Origin of the sequence: Methylosinus sp. C49 (assembly GCF_009936375.1) — a bacterium.
Taxonomy (GTDB): domain Bacteria; phylum Pseudomonadota; class Alphaproteobacteria; order Rhizobiales; family Beijerinckiaceae; genus Methylosinus.
Genome location: NZ_AP022332.1, coordinates 3,039,739 through 3,056,225, shown reverse-complemented (window position 1 = coordinate 3,056,225; position 16,487 = coordinate 3,039,739). Strand labels below are relative to the sequence as shown.

15 protein-coding genes are annotated in these 16,487 nt (G+C 62.9%); 11 read left to right on the top strand and 4 right to left on the bottom strand.

Going from position 1 to position 16,487, the window contains the following annotated elements; all coding sequences use genetic code 11:
* The first annotated feature begins 2 nt into the window (after positions 1-2).
* From GYH34_RS14520 to GYH34_RS14470, 11 genes are all read left to right on the top strand, one after another.
* Positions 3-332: a ferredoxin gene (locus GYH34_RS14520; protein WP_108917533.1), complete on the top strand. Its 330-nt coding sequence runs from the start codon at positions 3-5 to the stop codon at positions 330-332.
* Positions 333-356: 24 nt separating this feature from the next.
* A complete protein-coding gene (locus tag GYH34_RS14515) occupies positions 357-1,304 on the top strand; it encodes an aldo/keto reductase (protein ID WP_161914192.1) in 948 nt (315 codons plus the stop codon).
* Positions 1,305-1,394: 90 nt separating this feature from the next.
* Positions 1,395-2,696 carry a C4-dicarboxylate transporter DctA gene (dctA, locus tag GYH34_RS14510; RefSeq protein WP_161915032.1) on the top strand — a complete coding sequence of 434 codons (1,302 nt, stop codon included), beginning with the start codon at positions 1,395-1,397 and terminating at the stop codon, positions 2,694-2,696.
* 464 nt (positions 2,697-3,160) lie between these two features.
* The gene (locus GYH34_RS14505) at positions 3,161-3,970 is read left to right on the top strand and encodes a transporter (RefSeq protein ID WP_161914191.1); all 810 of its coding nucleotides are present in this window, start codon (positions 3,161-3,163) and stop codon (positions 3,968-3,970) included.
* Between the two features lie 36 nt (positions 3,971-4,006).
* Entirely contained in the window at positions 4,007-5,656 is a 1,650-nt protein-coding gene (locus GYH34_RS14500) for a cytochrome c peroxidase (RefSeq protein WP_161914190.1), read from the top strand.
* A 126-nt stretch (positions 5,657-5,782) separates the two neighbouring features.
* A complete protein-coding gene (locus GYH34_RS14495) occupies positions 5,783-8,566 on the top strand; it encodes a cyclic nucleotide-binding domain-containing protein (RefSeq protein ID WP_161914189.1) in 2,784 nt (927 codons plus the stop codon).
* Positions 8,563-10,125 carry a hybrid-cluster NAD(P)-dependent oxidoreductase gene (locus GYH34_RS14490; RefSeq protein ID WP_161914188.1) on the top strand — a complete coding sequence of 521 codons (1,563 nt, stop codon included), beginning with the start codon at positions 8,563-8,565 and terminating at the stop codon, positions 10,123-10,125. Before GYH34_RS14495 ends, GYH34_RS14490 begins: the two co-directional genes overlap by 4 nt.
* Positions 10,126-10,367: 242 nt before the next feature.
* The gene (locus GYH34_RS14485; RefSeq protein WP_161914187.1) at positions 10,368-11,480 is read left to right on the top strand and encodes an alpha-amylase; all 1,113 of its coding nucleotides are present in this window, start codon (positions 10,368-10,370) and stop codon (positions 11,478-11,480) included.
* A gap of 155 nt (positions 11,481-11,635) precedes the next feature.
* On the top strand, positions 11,636-11,896 hold the full coding sequence (locus GYH34_RS14480; RefSeq protein ID WP_161914186.1) for a hypothetical protein: 261 nt from the start codon (positions 11,636-11,638) through the stop codon (positions 11,894-11,896).
* A gap of 82 nt (positions 11,897-11,978) precedes the next feature.
* Positions 11,979-12,824 carry a DUF692 domain-containing protein gene (locus GYH34_RS14475; RefSeq protein ID WP_161914185.1) on the top strand — a complete coding sequence of 282 codons (846 nt, stop codon included), beginning with the start codon at positions 11,979-11,981 and terminating at the stop codon, positions 12,822-12,824.
* Positions 12,821-13,612 (top strand): DNA-binding domain-containing protein, encoded by a 792-nt coding sequence (locus GYH34_RS14470; RefSeq protein ID WP_161914184.1) that lies wholly within the window; start codon positions 12,821-12,823, stop codon positions 13,610-13,612. Before GYH34_RS14475 ends, GYH34_RS14470 begins: the two co-directional genes overlap by 4 nt.
* 11 nt (positions 13,613-13,623) lie before the next feature.
* Here the strand turns inward: GYH34_RS14470 and GYH34_RS14465 are convergent, their stop codons facing one another.
* From GYH34_RS14465 to GYH34_RS14450, 4 genes are read right to left on the bottom strand one after another with little or no spacing between them, the layout of a single operon-like run.
* Positions 13,624-14,109, bottom strand: a complete 486-nt coding sequence (locus GYH34_RS14465) for a DoxX family protein (RefSeq protein WP_161914183.1) — start codon at positions 14,107-14,109, stop codon at positions 13,624-13,626.
* Entirely contained in the window at positions 14,106-14,867 is a 762-nt protein-coding gene (locus tag GYH34_RS14460; protein WP_161914182.1) for a DNA-binding domain-containing protein, read from the bottom strand. Before GYH34_RS14460 ends, GYH34_RS14465 begins: the two co-directional genes overlap by 4 nt.
* Before the next feature lie 14 nt (positions 14,868-14,881).
* Positions 14,882-15,751, bottom strand: coding sequence for a DUF692 domain-containing protein (locus tag GYH34_RS14455; RefSeq protein ID WP_161914181.1), 870 nt, complete (start codon positions 15,749-15,751; stop codon positions 14,882-14,884).
* 41 nt (positions 15,752-15,792) lie between these two features.
* Complete coding sequence (locus GYH34_RS14450) at positions 15,793-16,077, bottom strand: DUF2282 domain-containing protein (protein ID WP_161914180.1); 285 nt, start codon at positions 16,075-16,077, stop codon at positions 15,793-15,795.
* Positions 16,078-16,487: the final 410 nt, after the last annotated feature.

The following is a 16,487-nucleotide window of genomic DNA, read 5'->3' as shown; positions in this document are numbered from 1 at the left end:
CGATGACGAAATTCACGCTCGAGACGCGCGACGGGACACGGTCGGAGATCGCCGGCAAGGATCGCGCGACGATGATGAAGCTGATCCGCAAATCCGGCGTCGAGGAGCTGGTCGCGGAATGCGGCGGCAGCTGCACCTGCGCCACCTGCCAAATCTATGTCGATCTGCCCGAAGGCGTCGCCATGCCCCCCATGGAGCCGGCCGAGGCCATCATGCTGGCCAAGGCCGCCAACCGCGAGATCAATTCGCGTCTTGCCTGCCAGATGAAATTCGACTCGAGCCTCGACGGCATGCATGTCCGCATCGCCCCGGAAGATTACAGCAACTGCTAGCTGAACCGGAAGCGGAGCGTTTCGATGAAGCAACGTCGGCTCGGTCGCTCGGGCCTCGCCTGCGCGCCGCTCGTGCTCGGCTGCCATGTCTTCGGCTGGACGGCCGATGCGGCGGCCTCCTGCGCCATTCTGGACGTTTTCGTCGATCGCGGCTTCTCGCTGCTCGACACGGCGGACACCTATTCCACTTGGGTTCCCGGCCATAGCGGCGGCGAGTCCGAGACCATCATCGGCGATTGGCTGCAGGCGACGGGCAAGCGTGATCGCGTGCTGATCGCCACAAAAGTCGGCGGCGCCATGCCCAATGTGGGCAAGGGCCTCTCCCGCGCGCATATCATCCGCTCGGCCGAGGACTCGCTGCGCCGTCTGCGAACCGATCGCATCGATCTCTATCAGGCGCATTTCGACGATACGGCGACGCCCTTCGATGAGACATTGGAAGCCTTCGCGACGCTCATTCAGAGCGGCAAGGTGCGCGCTATCGGCGCCTCCAATTATTCGGCGCCGCGCCTCGCCGAGGCGCTGGCCGCCGCGCGAGCGCATGGGCTGCCGCTCTTCTCCTGCCTGCAGCCGCATTACAATCTCGTCACCCGCGCCTATTACGAGGGCGATTTGCGCCGGCTGTGCATGGAGGAGGATCTGGGCGTCATTCCCTTCCGCGCGCTGGAGGCGGGCTTTCTCACAGGCAAATATCGCTCCATGGAGGACACGGTCGGCGCGGCGCGCGGCGCCGTCGTCGCGGGCATTCTCGACGAGCGCAGCCTCGATATATTGCGCGAGCTGGACCGCGCAGCCGCGCAAATCGGCGCCACGCCGGCGCAGATCGCCATCGCCTGGCTGCTGGCGCAAGAGGGCGTCACCGCGTCCATCGTCAGCGTGACGAACGTCGCCCAGCTCGAGGAGATTTTCGGCGCGCTGACGCTGACGCTCGATGCGCGAACGCTGATGCGGCTCGACATGGTGAGCGCGTGAGCGGTTCTTGCCATTGCCCGGTCCCTGCTCCAGGTCTAGGAATGCCGAAAGAGCTGGAAAAAGGGGCAGAAATTGACCGTAGCCGTCGAAATGGCCGAGGCGCCGAAGCGCAAAAGCGCGCATAGCCTCTACCTCCAGGTGCTCGCGGCAATCGTGCTCGGCGCGCTGCTCGGCGTCTATTTCCCCGATATCGCCAAGAGCCCCTGGATGGAGGCGATGGGCAAGGGCTTCGTCAATCTCATCAAAATGGTGATCGCGCCGATCATCTTCTGCACCATCGTCTCCGGCATCGCGCATCTCGAGAGCGCCGCCAAGGTCGGCCGCGTCGGCATAAAGGCGCTGCTCTATTTCGAGGTGGTCTCGACCGTCGCTCTGGCGCTCGGGCTTCTCGTCGGCAATGTGCTGCGGCCGGGCGAAGGTTTTTCTGGCAAGGCGGACCCCGCCGCCGTCGCCAAATATCTCGAGCCCGGCATGCAGCGCACGCCGGTGGAATTCATGCTCGGCGTCATTCCCGACAGCGTCATCGGCGCCTTCGCCAAAGGCGATATTCTGCAAGTCTTGCTCTTCTCCATCCTGTTCGGCTTCGCGCTGATGGCGCTGGGCGAACGGGGCAGGGCGCTGCGCGGCTTCATCGACGAGGCCGGCCACGCCATGTTCGGCGTCATCGCCATTGTGATGAAGGCCGCGCCTATCGGCGCTTTCGGCGCCATGGGCTACACGGTCGGCAAATATGGCTCGCAATCGCTGCTCAATCTCGCCTGGCTGGTCGGCTCCTTCTATGTCACATCCGTCCTCTTCGTGATCGTCGCGCTCGGCCTCGTCGCGCGCATCGTCGGCTTCGATATATTGCGCTTCCTCGCCTATATCCGCGACGAATTGCTGATCGTGCTCGGCACCTCATCGTCGGAGAGCGCGCTTCCACAACTGATGGAGAAGCTGGAGCGCCTGGGCTGCTCGAAATCGGTCGTCGGCCTGGTGGTGCCGACGGGCTATTCCTTCAATCTCGACGGCACCAACATCTATATGACACTGACGAGCCTCTTCATCGCGCAGGCGCTCGGCGTGCATCTGACGGCGGGGCAGCAATTCGTCATTCTCACCGTGGCCATGCTGACATCGAAAGGCGCATCGGGCGTGACCGGCGCGGGCTTCATCACGCTCGGCGCGACGCTCTCCTCCATCGATCCGCGCCTCGCGCCGGGCATGGCCATCGTCATCGGCGTCGATAAATTCATGAGCGAGTGCCGCGCGCTCACCAATATCTGCGGCAATGGCGTCGCCGCCATCGTCGTCGCTTGGTGGGAGAATGAGCTCGACCGCGACAAGCTCGCCGCCGGCCTCGCGCGATGCGTCGATCCGAGCGACGTGGAAACCGCCCTGACGACGGAATAGGTCTTCCAAATCGTTTCATGGAGGCGCGCCGCCGCCCTCATGTTCGAGGGATTCGCTCTTGTCGGCATGTCGCGCGCTCTGCTGCAGAGACCAATGGCGAAATATCTCCGATGGCGATCCGTGACGCGGTCGATGCGCCACGCGCGCCGAGATGCTCTTTACGATGCGAGCGCTTCGATCGAGGCGTTCATCGATCTCGTTCCGCGCTTATGAACGCAGGCTTATTGGCGGGCGGAAAGATCAGCGGCGCCGCGAGCTTCCCGTCGTCCGTCGCGCAGCGGCGCCCCGTTCCCGCGAAAGCTGCAACCTCTGGTCGGGGTTGACATCCGGCGTCGCAGGAAGGATTAAGTAATTATTGATTAGATCAAGCTTCGCGGGGGCGGGCGATGTTCAATTGTAAGCGCTTTGGCGCGTCGGCCTTTGCGCGCGCTCATATCGTCGCAGCGTCGATTCTGGCGTCGGCAATGGGTTGCGCGCCATCTCATGCCGGTTCGATCCAGCAGCCGGGTCTCATGGCGGGCCTGCCGGAAGGCTGGGCTCCAGAGCCGGGTCTCTATGGCGTCATGGCTCTCAATTCCGGCGCCGACGAGAAGTTCAACTCGACGGTCGGCGTGCCGGCCTTTCTCAACTTCTCCACACCGCTCGAAGTCGCCGGCGCGCGCGTGCAATTGAAGACCGTGCCGCTCGTTGTCGCCAACGTGAACATGCAGGGCCTGCATCGAATCGGCACTTACAATTCCTATGTCGGCACGTGGTTCTCGTGGTTTCTCGGCCATGGCTTCAATGTGGCGATCGGCGAAGGCGCATGGATATCGACGGGCTCTCCGCTGACGCGCGCGCTCGGCACTGATTTCACGGCGTTTCAGCAGAATCTCGCAATTACTTATTTGCGCGACAATTGGAACATCACGCTCAACAGCTTCTATGCGACGGGACACACTAATCCCTTCGCGAGCTCGCCGCAGACGCTGAATTTCGATTTGACGGCGATCAAGCGCGACGGCCGCGCCGAATGGGGCTTCATCGCCTTCAGCGAGGTGGATCTCGACAAGCCTGCGGTCGGCTATATGAACCGGCAGAGCTCGGTCGCGATCGGCGCTCTCTACGGCTATCTGATCGGCAATCAGATCAGCGCGCAAATCAAGCTGTCTCACACATTTTATGCGAAGAACACGGCGCGCGACACACGGCTCGGCATTCAGTTCATCATCCCGATCTACACGCCGGCCGCGCCCGCGCCTTCCAATTCCGCAGAGGCGCTCGCGGCGCGCTAGCTCAACATTTAAAGCTCGGACGAGCGGGAGAATTCGATGAACATCCGAACCGTTCTCGCGGGAGCCCTTCTGTCGGCGAGCGCCATTGTCGGCGCGGCGGCGAGTGAAGACGGACACGGCGGCGCGTCTCTCGATCGAGAGCTACGCGCTTATATCGCCGAGCATCACCTCACGGGCGACGCCATAGATAGCCGCAAGCTGCCGATCCCGCCGCTGTCCGACCCGCTGCCGCGGCTCGGCAAGCTCTTGTTCTGGTCTAAGGGCATGAGCCCTGGCAAGGATGTCGCCTGTGTGACTTGCCATCACCCAATGCTCGGCTTCGGCGACGCTCTGCCGCTGCCGGTCGGCGTCGGCGCCAATAATCCCAATCTGCTCGGCCCCGGGCGTAAGCGCGTCGACAAGCCCGGCACATTTCCGCCTTTCGGAACCGGCGATTCGGCGATGCCGCGCAATTCGCCGACGCTGATCGGCCTCGCCTTCTGGGATCAGTCGATCACCTGGGACGGCACCGTGTTCAGCACGACTGGCACGCCCGGCATGAGCGGCGTCGACGGCCGCATCGTCGCGCCTGTCGATTCGCCGCCGGTGCGAGGGATGTTCAATAATTTCATGCTGCCGCGGCAGGAATACATCTCCTATGAGGAGAAATTCAAAGCCGGCATGCCGATAAGCTCGGGGCATGGAATGTTCCCGACCGCGGTCAACGCCGCCATGCGCGGCAAGGCCTATGGGGGAGTCGGAAGTCCGCAGACGCCGGGCGCTACCGATCTCGAGGTGCGCCAAAAGCTCGCAGCGCGCTTCGGCGGCTATGGCGATCCGAACGAGCAGTTCGCGAAGAATGAATGGCTGCCGCTGTTCCGCGCCGGCTTCAAGGATTATCAGTCGCCGCCCGAGCAGCTGGTGACGGCCAATAATATCTCGATCGCCTTGGCCGATTACGAGCGGACCATGACGTTCACCCGTACGCCCTGGCGCGCCTATGTGCGCGGCGACAGCCATGCGATCAGCGAATCGGCAAAGCGCGGCGCGCGTCTGTTCTTCGCGACGGTCGAGCAAGGCGGCGCCAATTGCGCATCCTGCCATTCCGGCGATTTCTTCACCGATGAAAAATATTGGGTGCTCGCCGTTCCGCAGATCGGCCGTGGCAAGACCGACCTCAACACGATCGAGGACGGCATCGACGATTGGGGCCGCGCGCATGTCACTGGGCATCGCGACGACAAATACGCCTATCGCACGCCGACGCTTCTCGGCGTCGAGGTGACGGCGCCATTCGGCCATAGCGGGGTCTACAACACCCTCGAGGATATCGTCCGGCATCATCTCAATGTCGAGCGCGCGGTCGCGAGCTTCGATTACAAGACGATCCCGGCCACGGGCGGCCCCATCAACTCGAAATTCGCCAAGGACCACACGCAAAACGCGCTCGACATGCTTCGCTCGCAGCGCGAAGACAAGATGCCCGGAGTCATTCGCGACGTCGAGCTGACCGACGGACAGGTGGCAGATATTCTGAGCTTCCTGAAATCCCTCACCGATCCCTGCCTCAAGAACAATAAATGCCTGGCGCAGTGGATCCCGAATGCGAGCGATCCAGACCCAGATGGCCTGCGGCTCTGCGCCGTCGACCAACGTGGCCGCGAGTTCCTGCCCGGCTCGTGCCGGAGGTCTAACGCAGGCCGCTGAGCGAGTGCGGAGTTTGCGCAGGCGCACAGCTCCGGTCGATCGGCTAATCTATCGGTACAGTCGGCGCGCATGAGCCCAATGTACGGGGGAGGGGCATAGGTGCTATCGCAGACGTCCGAGCGTTCTATGCGGAACGTCAGAGTTATTGTGCTGCTCGCCTGGGGCGCGCTGATCGTCGCTCTGTTCTTCGATCCGCTGACCGTATGGCTCACGCAGCCGGACTCCGGCAGCCCGTTTCGGATCGGCGACGATCCTGTCGTCATTCAGGGCGTTCCGCGCTATTCGACGCCTTATTCGATGACGAACCGCATCTTCTGGACGATGGCGGTGCCGCTCGTCCCTTTCGCGATCATGCTGCTCGGTCATGAATTCTGGCGCCGTGTCTGCCCGCTCTCGCACGCCAGCCAGTTCGCCCGCATGTTCGGCTTCGAGCGTAAGCTGCCGAATTTGAATCGTAAGACCGGACGGGTCGAGCGCATATTGGCGCTGCTGCCCTCGCAATCCTGGCTGCGCCGCAATCATTATTATTTCCAGCTGGGGTTTTTGACGCTGGGCGTGACCGGGCGCATCCTCTTCTACAATTCGAGCCATATCGCTCTCGCGGCGGCATTCATCTTCATCATCTCTTTTGCGGTCTTCGTCGGCTTCACCTATGGCGGCAAGAGCTGGTGCAACTATTTTTGTCCGACGGCGGTGGTGCAGCAGATCTACACGGGTCCCGGCGGCCTCTTCGATTCCAAGCCGCACGTCGAGCGCGTCGCGATCAAGCAATCCTCCTGTCGCGCTTCGACCGACGCCGCCGACCGCAGCATCTGTGTCGGCTGCATGACGAATTGCCCGGACATCGACCTCGAAAATAATTATTGGAAGGCCATCGATCTCGATCAGAAGCGGAACGTCTATTATCTGTTTTTCGGCCTCGTTTTCGGCTTTTACACTTATTATTTCGTCTATTCGGGCACATGGGATTATTATATGAGCGGCTACTGGACGCATGAGAGCGACCAGTTCGGCGCGCTGCTGAAATCGGGCCTCTATATCGGCGGCCACGCCTATCCGGTTCCGAAGATCGTCGCCGCGCCGGCCTATATTCTCCTCTGCATGAGCGTCTCATTCGGACTGTTCCTCGCATTGGAGAAGCTCTACGCCCGTTGCGCCGAGGCTCGCGGCGTCTCGCTCTCCAAGGCGCAGCGTCGGCACCATATGTTGACGTTTTCGGGCTTCGCCGCTTTCACTTTGTTCTACGCATTCGCCGGCCGGCCGAATATCCTGCTGATGCCGCCCATCGCCATCAAGCTCATCGATCTCGCCATCGCCGCGACATCGGTCGCTTGGCTCATTCGCTCGCTGACGCGCAATGCCGATCTCTACCGGCACGAGAGCCTCGGCAATGCGCTGCGGCAAGAGCTCGAGCGCATGGGCTTCCGATCGGAGGCGTTTCTGGACGGCCGTTCGCTGGACGAGCTGTCGGCCGATGAAATCTATGTGCTCGCCAAGACGCTTCCCAACTTCTCCGTCGACCAGAAGCGCAACGCCTATCGCGCCATTCTCGCCGATGCGCTCGCGACGGGTCAGACGCGCTCCTCGGAGAGCCTGAAGCTGCTGCGCGATCTTCGCATTCAGCTCGGCCTCTCCGATTCCGACCATGACGCGATCGCCCATGCGCTCGGCGTCGAGGATCCGTCGCTGTTCAATTCCGACCTCGCGCGGACGGTCGAGGAACATGCGCGGCGGCGGAACTATCGCGAATTCGTGACCGATCTCATCCAAAAGGGGCTCGCGGCCGGCGTTGCCCCAAAGGCTTGGCTGGCGCGGGCGGAGACGCTCGTCTCGATCCGGCAGATGCGCAATTGGTTCAATATTTCCGACGAGGAGCACGCCGAGATCCTCGGCGAGGCGACAAATGATCAGGCGCGCTTGACCGAGCGGATCGCCGCGCTGTCGCATTCGCTGAAATGGACCGAGGCCGCGCGCTTCACGCTCTCGCATGAGAAGCGGCCGGAGGCCTCGCTGCTGGCGAAGACGATCGTCAAATGGCAGACTCAGCTCGTGCGCGAAATCGTCCATCTCGCCGCGACGCTCGATGACGCCGCGCGCGCGGCGGAGCTCGTGCGGCCGATCGCGCTCATTCTAGGGACGGAGGGAAAATCCGCCCTCGCGGAGATGATCGACATGGCTCCCGCCGCATTGCGCGACGCGATCCACGACGCCAGAACCGCCGGTTCCGCATCCTATTTCGAGATTATCGAAATGTCGCGGCCGGCCGATGTGGTGTTTCGGACCTTCCTCGACGATCGCGACGCGCTCGTGCGCGCGCTCGCGGTCTCCGCGCTCGCGGCCGAATCTGCGGAAGGCGCCGCTCTCGCCCGTGAGATGTTCGCTCACAATGAGGCTCTGCCGCCTCTCGCCGAGGAGATCGTCGCCCGCGCCAAGCATGGCGAGCGCTCGCCCATCGTGCTGATAATGGCGGAGCTTCTCGTCTCCTCGGTGTTCTCGCGCGTCGATTTGTCGGAGCTCGCGGAGATCGCTCGCCGCTCGACGATCGAACGTCATCCGAAAGGGACGCAGATCTGTCGTCACGGCGAAAGCTCGGACGGCATGTTCGTGCTGGTTCGCGGAGAGACCGTCGCCTGGGTTCCCGAAAAGAACGGCCGCGAGATCATCGGTCGCGGCAGCGCGGGCACTGTTTTCGGCGAGCTCGGCGTCATCAGCGGCAGGCCGCGCGCGGCGTCGGTCGAGGTGACGAGCGACGAAGCGACCGTGGTCGCAATTCCGCGCCGCGCCGTCGATGATCTGCTCGGGCGCGACGCGAGCGCCGTGCAGAGCATATTGAAGACCGTCACGGGCTATCTGCTCGACAATATGGCCGCCGCATCGGCCAAAGCGAAACAGGAATTGCAGACATCATGACGGCGACGAAAGACAAATCAACGGCGATTGTCGAGCTGCCGATGCTGCTGTTTCTACGGATCGCCGATGGCGACGGCGCGATGTCGGCGCTGGAGATGGAGCGTTTCGACGCTCTGCTGCGTTCTCCCGACTGGTGCCGCTCCGCTCTGCTGCGTCGGTCGCTGCCGCTCACAGAGCGCGACAAGGGGGCGTTGTGGCGACGCTATGTCGATGGCGATCTCGATGTCGATTCGGGCGCCGTCGCGGCGGCGCTCGCCTGCGTGCTCGCCGAGCTTCCCTCCGAAGAGCAGGCCATCCTCGAGCAGGATCTGCTGTCCTTCTCGCGACGAATTCTCGAGGCCGCCGATCGCCGAGCGGGATGGTTCAAGACCGATACGAAGGCGCACGTCTCCGTCGAGGCGCTCGACGAGCTGATCCGGCGGCCTTCCGCCCGCGTACACGCCGCCGCTCTGCATCGCATGTCGAAGACAAGGCCGGCGCCGACGGATAGCGGCGGCGCGCTGCATCTCGAGCTCGCTGGAGACGACACCTTCTGGAGCGGCGGCAAGCTGTCCTTGAGCTGCCTGCGCGTGATCGACGAGACGCATGACGTCAAAACCTTCGACTTCGTGGCAGAGCCGCGGAAGTTCTTCTGCTACAAGCCCGGACAGTTCGTCACGCTGGAGCTGCCGATCGACGGGCGGATCGTTCGGCGCAGCTATACGATCTCCTCGTCGCCCTCACGGCCGCATGTTCTGTCGGTGACGGTCAAGCGCGTCGAGAATGGCCTCGTCTCCAATTGGCTGCACGATCGATTGCGCGCTGGCATGTCGCTCTCCGCCGGCGGCCCTTACGGCAAATTCACCTGCGTCGACGGCGCCGCCGGACCCTATCTCTTCGTTTCTGGCGGCAGCGGCGTCACGCCGGTCATGTCCATGGCGCGCTGGTTGCTGGACACGGCCGCCGACGCAGACATTCGCTTCGTGCATTTCGCGCGGCGTCCAGAAGATTTCGTCTATGAACGCGAGCTTCGTCTGCTCGAGGCGCGCTTCCCCAATTTTCGCTGCGACTTCGTTTGCTCGCGCGCGACGCCGGAGGAATGGAGCGGCCCCATCGGCCGCTTCTCGATCGAGCTATTGTCGCAGCTCGCGCCGGACATGATTTCGCGCGCCGTCTATCTCTGCGGCCCAGACGGCTTCACGGAGAGCGTGCGCGTCGGTCTGTCGGACGCGGGATTCGACATGTCGCGATTTGCGCAGGAGAGCTTCGGCGGAGCGCCGAGTCCCTCGACCGCAACGGCGAAGCCGGCCGATGCGTCGCCGGCGAAAATCGTCTTTTCGACGAGCGGCAAGGAGATCGAATGCACGAGCGCCGATTATGTGCTCGACATTGCGCTCGCCAATGGAATCGACGCGGCGAATTCCTGTCGCGCCGGCCAATGCGGCGTGTGCAAGACGACGGCGCTCGAAGGAAAGGCCGTCCATGATTGCACGGACAGCCTCACCGAGGAGGACATCGGCCTCGGATTGATTCTCGCATGTCGAGCGAGGCCCGAAGGAATCCTCGTCGTCGATCTCTGAACATTCGTTTTTCGAGCGTGATCGTCGCACGCGTCGCTCTCACGAGCGTCGCGCCGAAGCTTGCGCACGTCTTCGAGAGTGAACGTTGCCGAAAAGACACACTTGCGGCAAATAGCTACGGAAACACACGGGAAATGGAATTTCTGACTTAAGCGAGAGCATGCGCTCCCGTAGTCTCGGCGATCGATTTACATCGTAAGGGGCGCGGATCGACGCACATCGATCCGTTGAAGGGGGCAATAATGAAGAACATTTCTCTTGTTTCGGCGATGGCGCTCGCCTTGTCCGCAAATGCCGCGCATTCGGAGGACGCATCGCCGGCTGGCGGCTGGCTCGCAACGGCGGCCGCGGCGGCGCCGGCCCCAGCGCCCGCGCCTTTGGCCCCGGCGCCGATGGGCGTTTTCGGCGCCGACATGCCCCCGCCCGAGAAGCTCGTGCTCTCGATCACGCCGAACTTCGCCAATTTTTCGGGCATGAGGATCGGCACGCGCAATGTGTCGAACGAATATATCGTCAACAATGTCCCGTTCTTCCTCAACCCGACGCGCACCGTGCGCATCGTTCCTCAGAACATCGCGGCCAAGACGCAAGTGGTCGGCCTCGCCTATGGCGTGACAAAGGACTTCTCGCTGGTCTTCACCGGCGGCATGGGCGAGAAAAATCTGGAGCCGCTGACCTTCAGCGGCGCGACAGGCAGCCAACAGCGCGGCAGAAGCTATGTGGGAACTGTCAGCCTGGTCGACTTCTCCCTGTCCGGCATTTATCGCGTCTATCAGGACGATATCCACCGCGTCTTGATCAATCTCGGCTTCTCCTTCCCGACGGGCAGCAATCACGCGACCTTCAACGGCCTGCTGCTGCCGGACGGCTCGCGCGCCCTCGTCCGCGCCTTCTACGGCATGCAGCAGGGCACGGGAACTTTCGACATCATGCCCGGCGTCGTCTATGCGGGCCATCTCGACAAATGGTCGTGGGGCGTTTCCTATCGTGGGCGCCATCCGCTGGCCGCCAATCCGCAAGGCTACATGTGGGGAAATCTGCATGAGTTCAATGGCTGGGCGGGCTACACCTGGATTCCGGGCCTGACGACGACCTTTCGCGTGCTCGGCTCTTTGCAGGGACGCATCGCCGGCTTCGACCCGGAGATTCGTGGAATCGCCGCGCCGACCAATCCGCTTTTCTATGGCGGCAAGCGCGTCGAGCTGTTCGGCGGCTGGACGGTCAGCGGAAAGTTCATCGGCTTCGACAATCTGACGGTGGCCGCGGAAGCCGGCCTTCCGGTCTACCAGGATCTCAATGGTCCGCAGATCATGAAGAACTGGCAGGCGGGCATGTCGCTTCGTCTACGAATTTAGTTCGCCGAGGCGCGCGGCGCCGCGAAAAGAATTTTCGAGGAGCCGCGCTTGCTGTGTAATTTTCAACTCCGATGGACGTATTGGATTTGGGCGGGCTCGGGCTTCCGAGCTCGCCGGATCGCTTCCGAAGCGACCGAATGTCCAAGGAGACAAGAATGAAAACCAATATCGTTTCAGGCGTCTCGATTGCCGCGGCGGCGGTTGCTCTCGCGATGAGCGGCGCTGCCGTCGCGCCGGCGCTCGCCAAAAAGGCCCCCGTCCATTGCGCGGGCGTCAATGCGTGCAAGGGCAAGAGCGCCTGCAAGACCGAGAGCAGCGCCTGCAAGGGCCAGAATTCCTGCAAGGGCCAGGGCTGGCTGCCGGCCAAGTCGGCGAAGGCCTGCAAGGCGAAGGGCGGCACGGTCGCCGAGATGTGATCGCGCCGGCGCGGGCGGCCGTCGTGCGCGCGCCCGCGCCGATTTTCATTTTCGAGTCACATTTTCGCTCGGGAGGATCGGCATGAGCGCGCCGTCATCGCTCGGTTTCGGGCTCGGGCTTCGATCGACCTATTATCCGATCATTCTGGAGCAGAAGCCCAACGTCGATTGGTTCGAGATCATTTCTGAGAATTATATGATTCCCGGCGGACGCCCGCTCGCTATTCTCGACCGCATCCGCGTGGACTATCCGATCGTGATGCATGGCGTGTCGATGTCGCTCGCCTCCAGCGATCCGCTCGATTTCGACTATCTCGGCGAGCTGAAGGCGCTGGCGGAACGGATCGAGCCCGCGTGGATTTCCGATCATCTGGCATGGACGGGCGTTCACGGCGCCAATCTGCACGATCTCTTGCCGATCCCCTATACGCGCGAAGCGCTCGATCATGTCGTGGACCGCATTCGCCGCGTGCAGGATTTTCTCGGCCGTCGGCTGCTCGTCGAAAATGCGTCCACCTATGCGACTTTCCAAGAGTCCGAGATGGAGGAATGGGAGTTCGTGACGGAAATGGCGCAGCGCGCCGATTGCCTGCTCCTGCTCGACGTGAACAATATTTTCGTGTCGGGCTTCAACCATGGGTTCGACGCCGAAAAATTCCTGGATTCGATTCCGGTCGAGCGCGTCGCGCAAATGCACCTCGCCGGCCATACGAGCTATGACACGCATAAGATCGACACCCATGACCAGCCCGTCTGCGAGGAGGTTTGGGCGCTCTATGAGCGCGCGCGCATCCGCTTCGGCGAGGTTGCAGCCATGATCGAGCGCGACGACAATTATCCGCCCTTCGAGGAGCTGCTCGCCGAGATGGAGCGGATGCGCGAGATCGCGCGGAAAGCCGATCGGCTCCGCGCGTGGAGCGCGGCATGACGCTGCGCGAGCTGCAAGAGCGCTTTCAGGCCGGCGTGCTCGCGGGGCTCGAATCCGGCGAGACGGCCATTCTCGATTCGGTTCGGGATTCGCCGCGCACCGATCGCAAGACATTGTTCGGCGTCTATGTCGACGCTTATCGTCTGCGTCTCGCCGAATTCATCTCCAATGATTTCCCGACTCTCCGAGAGCTGATGAGCGATGACGCCTTCGGCGCTCTGGTCGAGGATTACATCGCCGCGGCGCCGTCGCGTCATCGCAATGCGCGATGGTATGCATGGCGTCTGCCCGATGTCATGCGGGAGAGCCCGCAGTGGAGAAGCAACCGAGCTGCCTGCGATCTCGCTCTGTTCGAAAGAGGCTTGGCGGATGCGTTCGATGCGGCGGATGCGTCGCCGCTCGCCATCGACGCGCTGGCCGCCACAAAGGCCGAAGATTGGCCTCGCTTGGTCTTCGAGTTTCATCCGAGCGTCGCGATGCTCGACCTCGCCAAAGGGGTCGCGCGCCTCTATGGCGCGCTCGTCGATGGAGAGGAGGCCGAGCGCCCGGACCATGAAAGCGTCGAAACGATTCTCGTCTGGCGCAGAGACGATGAGCCCGTCTATCGCGAGATCGGCGAGGACGAGCGTCTCGCGCTCATCGAGGCGCGAGACGGCAAGAGCTTCGGCGATATTTGCGCGCTGCTCGAGTTTCAGAACAATGACGAGACTCTGCTGCAGCGCGCCGCTGGTTTTCTGGCGCAATGGTTCGCGGATGGTTTGGTGACGAAGATTTCGCTATCTGCGTGACGCGCCCGCGCTCACGCGCGCGCGCACCGGCGCGGCAGGAGGCGATCGATCGAAACGACGCCGGGCCCGCGCGCGACGATGAGCAGCAGGCAGGTGGCCCAGACGCCATGCGTCGGCCAGGCGTCGGGATAGACGAAGATTTCGATTACCAGCGTCATGGCGAGCAGCGCCGCCGCGGCGAGCCGGCTCGCGAGACCGAGCACGAGCAGAATTGGAAAAACATGCTCCATGATCGTGGCGGCATGCGCCGCGACGACGGGATCGAGCAGCGGCAGCTTATAGTCTTCCTTGAAGAGATAAACGGCGTTTTCCGAGACACGCCAACCCTCGAGCTTCGTCTGTCCCGATTGCCAGAAGACAGCGGCCGGGAAAATGCGGGCGCCGAGCGCGATGACGGAATAGGGAATGCTCTCGAGCGCTCCGATCACGCGCTGCGTGAGAACGCAGAGCGAGGCGCCCGATGCGGGCCGCGTCGCTTCATGAGAGGAATTATTCATGTGTCACCTCTGATTGCAGTGAAAAATCCTGCCGTGAGCGCGTCGACCAGCGTCATGGACAAATCGAATGTCGGCGCCTCGGCGGTCGCGGCGCGAACGGCCTCGCCGAATTGCGCGCCTGCGGCGAGGCGTTGAAGAAAAACCGCTCCGCCGGGCGCGAGGCGATGCGTCTCGACGCGCATTCGTGGACGGGCCACGAGAGCGTCTTCGGCGTCCCAATGCTCCAGCGGCGCCGCCTTGGCCTCTCCCGCATTCATCGCCCATATCGTCGCCATCGGATGGTCGGAGCGCAGCACGTAGGCCGATGGATGAATTTCGAAAGTGAGCTCCGCCAGACGATCGGGAGCGACCGAGGCCAGCGATTGCGGCGACATCGGCTCTATGTCGGCTGCGTGATAGGCGCGCACGCGCGCATCCTCGAGCCGCGCCACATCGGCGAGATAGGGCAGCTCAGAAGCGGGCGCGAAGCGCGCGACGAAATCGGCGAAATCCTCGCCATATTCGAGCAGCACAGCGGAGATCGGCGGCCGCAGGAGCACGAACTCGCGCGCCATTGCAGCGAAGAATTCTTCGCCCACGAGACGCTCCACAGCCGGAAAACGCGTCGCCAGCGCTCGGACGAGCCCGCCGACGACGCTATTGCGATAGACATTGAAACGATCGGCGGCCGCGCCCCTCTCGGACGCCAGCGAAGCGGGCGCCGGCCGGCGCGCGTCGAGCAGAGCGGCGGCGAATTGCGCCTGCGTTCTCTCCCACATTCGAGGGGCCTCTCTCATGCGGCCCGCCGCGACGCGCTGTCGAGAATGGATTGCGCGCGCTGCGCCTCTCGAGCGAGCGCCGGCCATTCGGGCGTTTCATTGTCCCATTCGACGAGGGTTGCGACAGGACCTGTCTGCGCCAGCGCTCGGCTGAAAAGCGTCCAAACGGCCTCGGCGACAGGCGCGCAATGCGCGTCGAGCGCAAAAGGCTCGCCACTTGCGCCGCGCGTGTCGAAATGGCCGGCGAGATGAATTTCGCGCACATGAGCGAAAGCGAATCTGGACAAATAGTCCGCCGCGTCGAAGCCCTTGTTCGTCGCCGTCACATAGATGTTCTCGACGTCGAGAAGCAGTCCGCAGCCGCTGCGATCCGCGATTTCGGCGAGAAGCTCCGGCTCGGACAGCTCGGTTTCCGCGAATGAGAGATAGGTCGCTGGATTTTCCAGCAAAATCTGCCGTCCGAGAACATTCTGGGTCTCGTCGATCTTGTCGATCGAGCGCTCCAGCGTCTCACGCGTGTAGGGCAGCGGCAGGAGATCGTTGAAGAAGACGCCGCCATGCGTCGACCAGGCCAGATGCTCGGAAAAGCTCTCGGGACGGTAGCGGTCGCAAAGCGCGCGCAACCGCTCCAAATGCCGACGATCGATCGGCTCGCCGGAGCCGATCGAAAGTCCGACGCCGTGAATCGAAAGCGGATAATCCTGGCGAAGACGCGAGAGCTGGCGATGCGGCGGACCGCCATCGCCCATGTAATTCTCCGCGTGAATCTCGAAGAATCCTACAGATGGCGCGCTGGAGAGAATCGCATCGAAATGCGCCGGCTTGAAGCCGACCCCGGCGAGAGCGGGGAGACGGGACGAAAAGGTCGAAACGGTTTCGTCCATGCTTCTCCCCATGCGCCTTCTGTCATGGAATGTCGCGAAGATCAGGTGCGCCGCTTGAGCGCCTCCAGCGAGCCATTGCCGAAAGGCGTCTTGATCGAGGCGCAGGTGCCGCGTGGAACATATTTCCAGGCGTTGCCTTGATAGTCGATCTTGGACGACCCGGCGCAGGTCGTTCCCGGGCCAGCCGCGCAATCATTTTGACCCTTGAGGGATACTCCGAAGCATTTTTCCTTGCCCTCTTCCTCCGCGGGAGCGGCGGAAGCCACGAGGGTGAGCGCCGTGGCGAGCGATCCCACCAGCGCGAGATTGAAAGAACGACGATCCATCCGATGCCTCCTCTTATGAGCCGAAACCGGCCTCCGAGCTATTAGTTCGCGCAACCGACGAAATTGTTACGGGCACTCGATTTCCTACGCAAGAGCGCAGCGAGCGCGTGTGACGCGGCGAGAATCCCTTCGGCTCGGATCGAGCCGGAAAGCATGTCGCGGCGTCGATGTCGGTCTGGCGCTTTCGTCGTCGAAAGCAATTTCGATGCTCGACGCCGCAAAGATGCGGGCGTCGAGATCGATCGGACGCTCATCGGCGTAGGCGTTGGAGCTGCTCTAGGCGGAGGATCGGCGCCTATCGACGAGAGAGCGACGATCGCATTGGAGCGCGCATCCGACCAAAGCAGAGGTCGAATGCGCCGGCCGCATTCGATGTCGATCGGCTGACGACGGCCTATGGCGGCAGACCG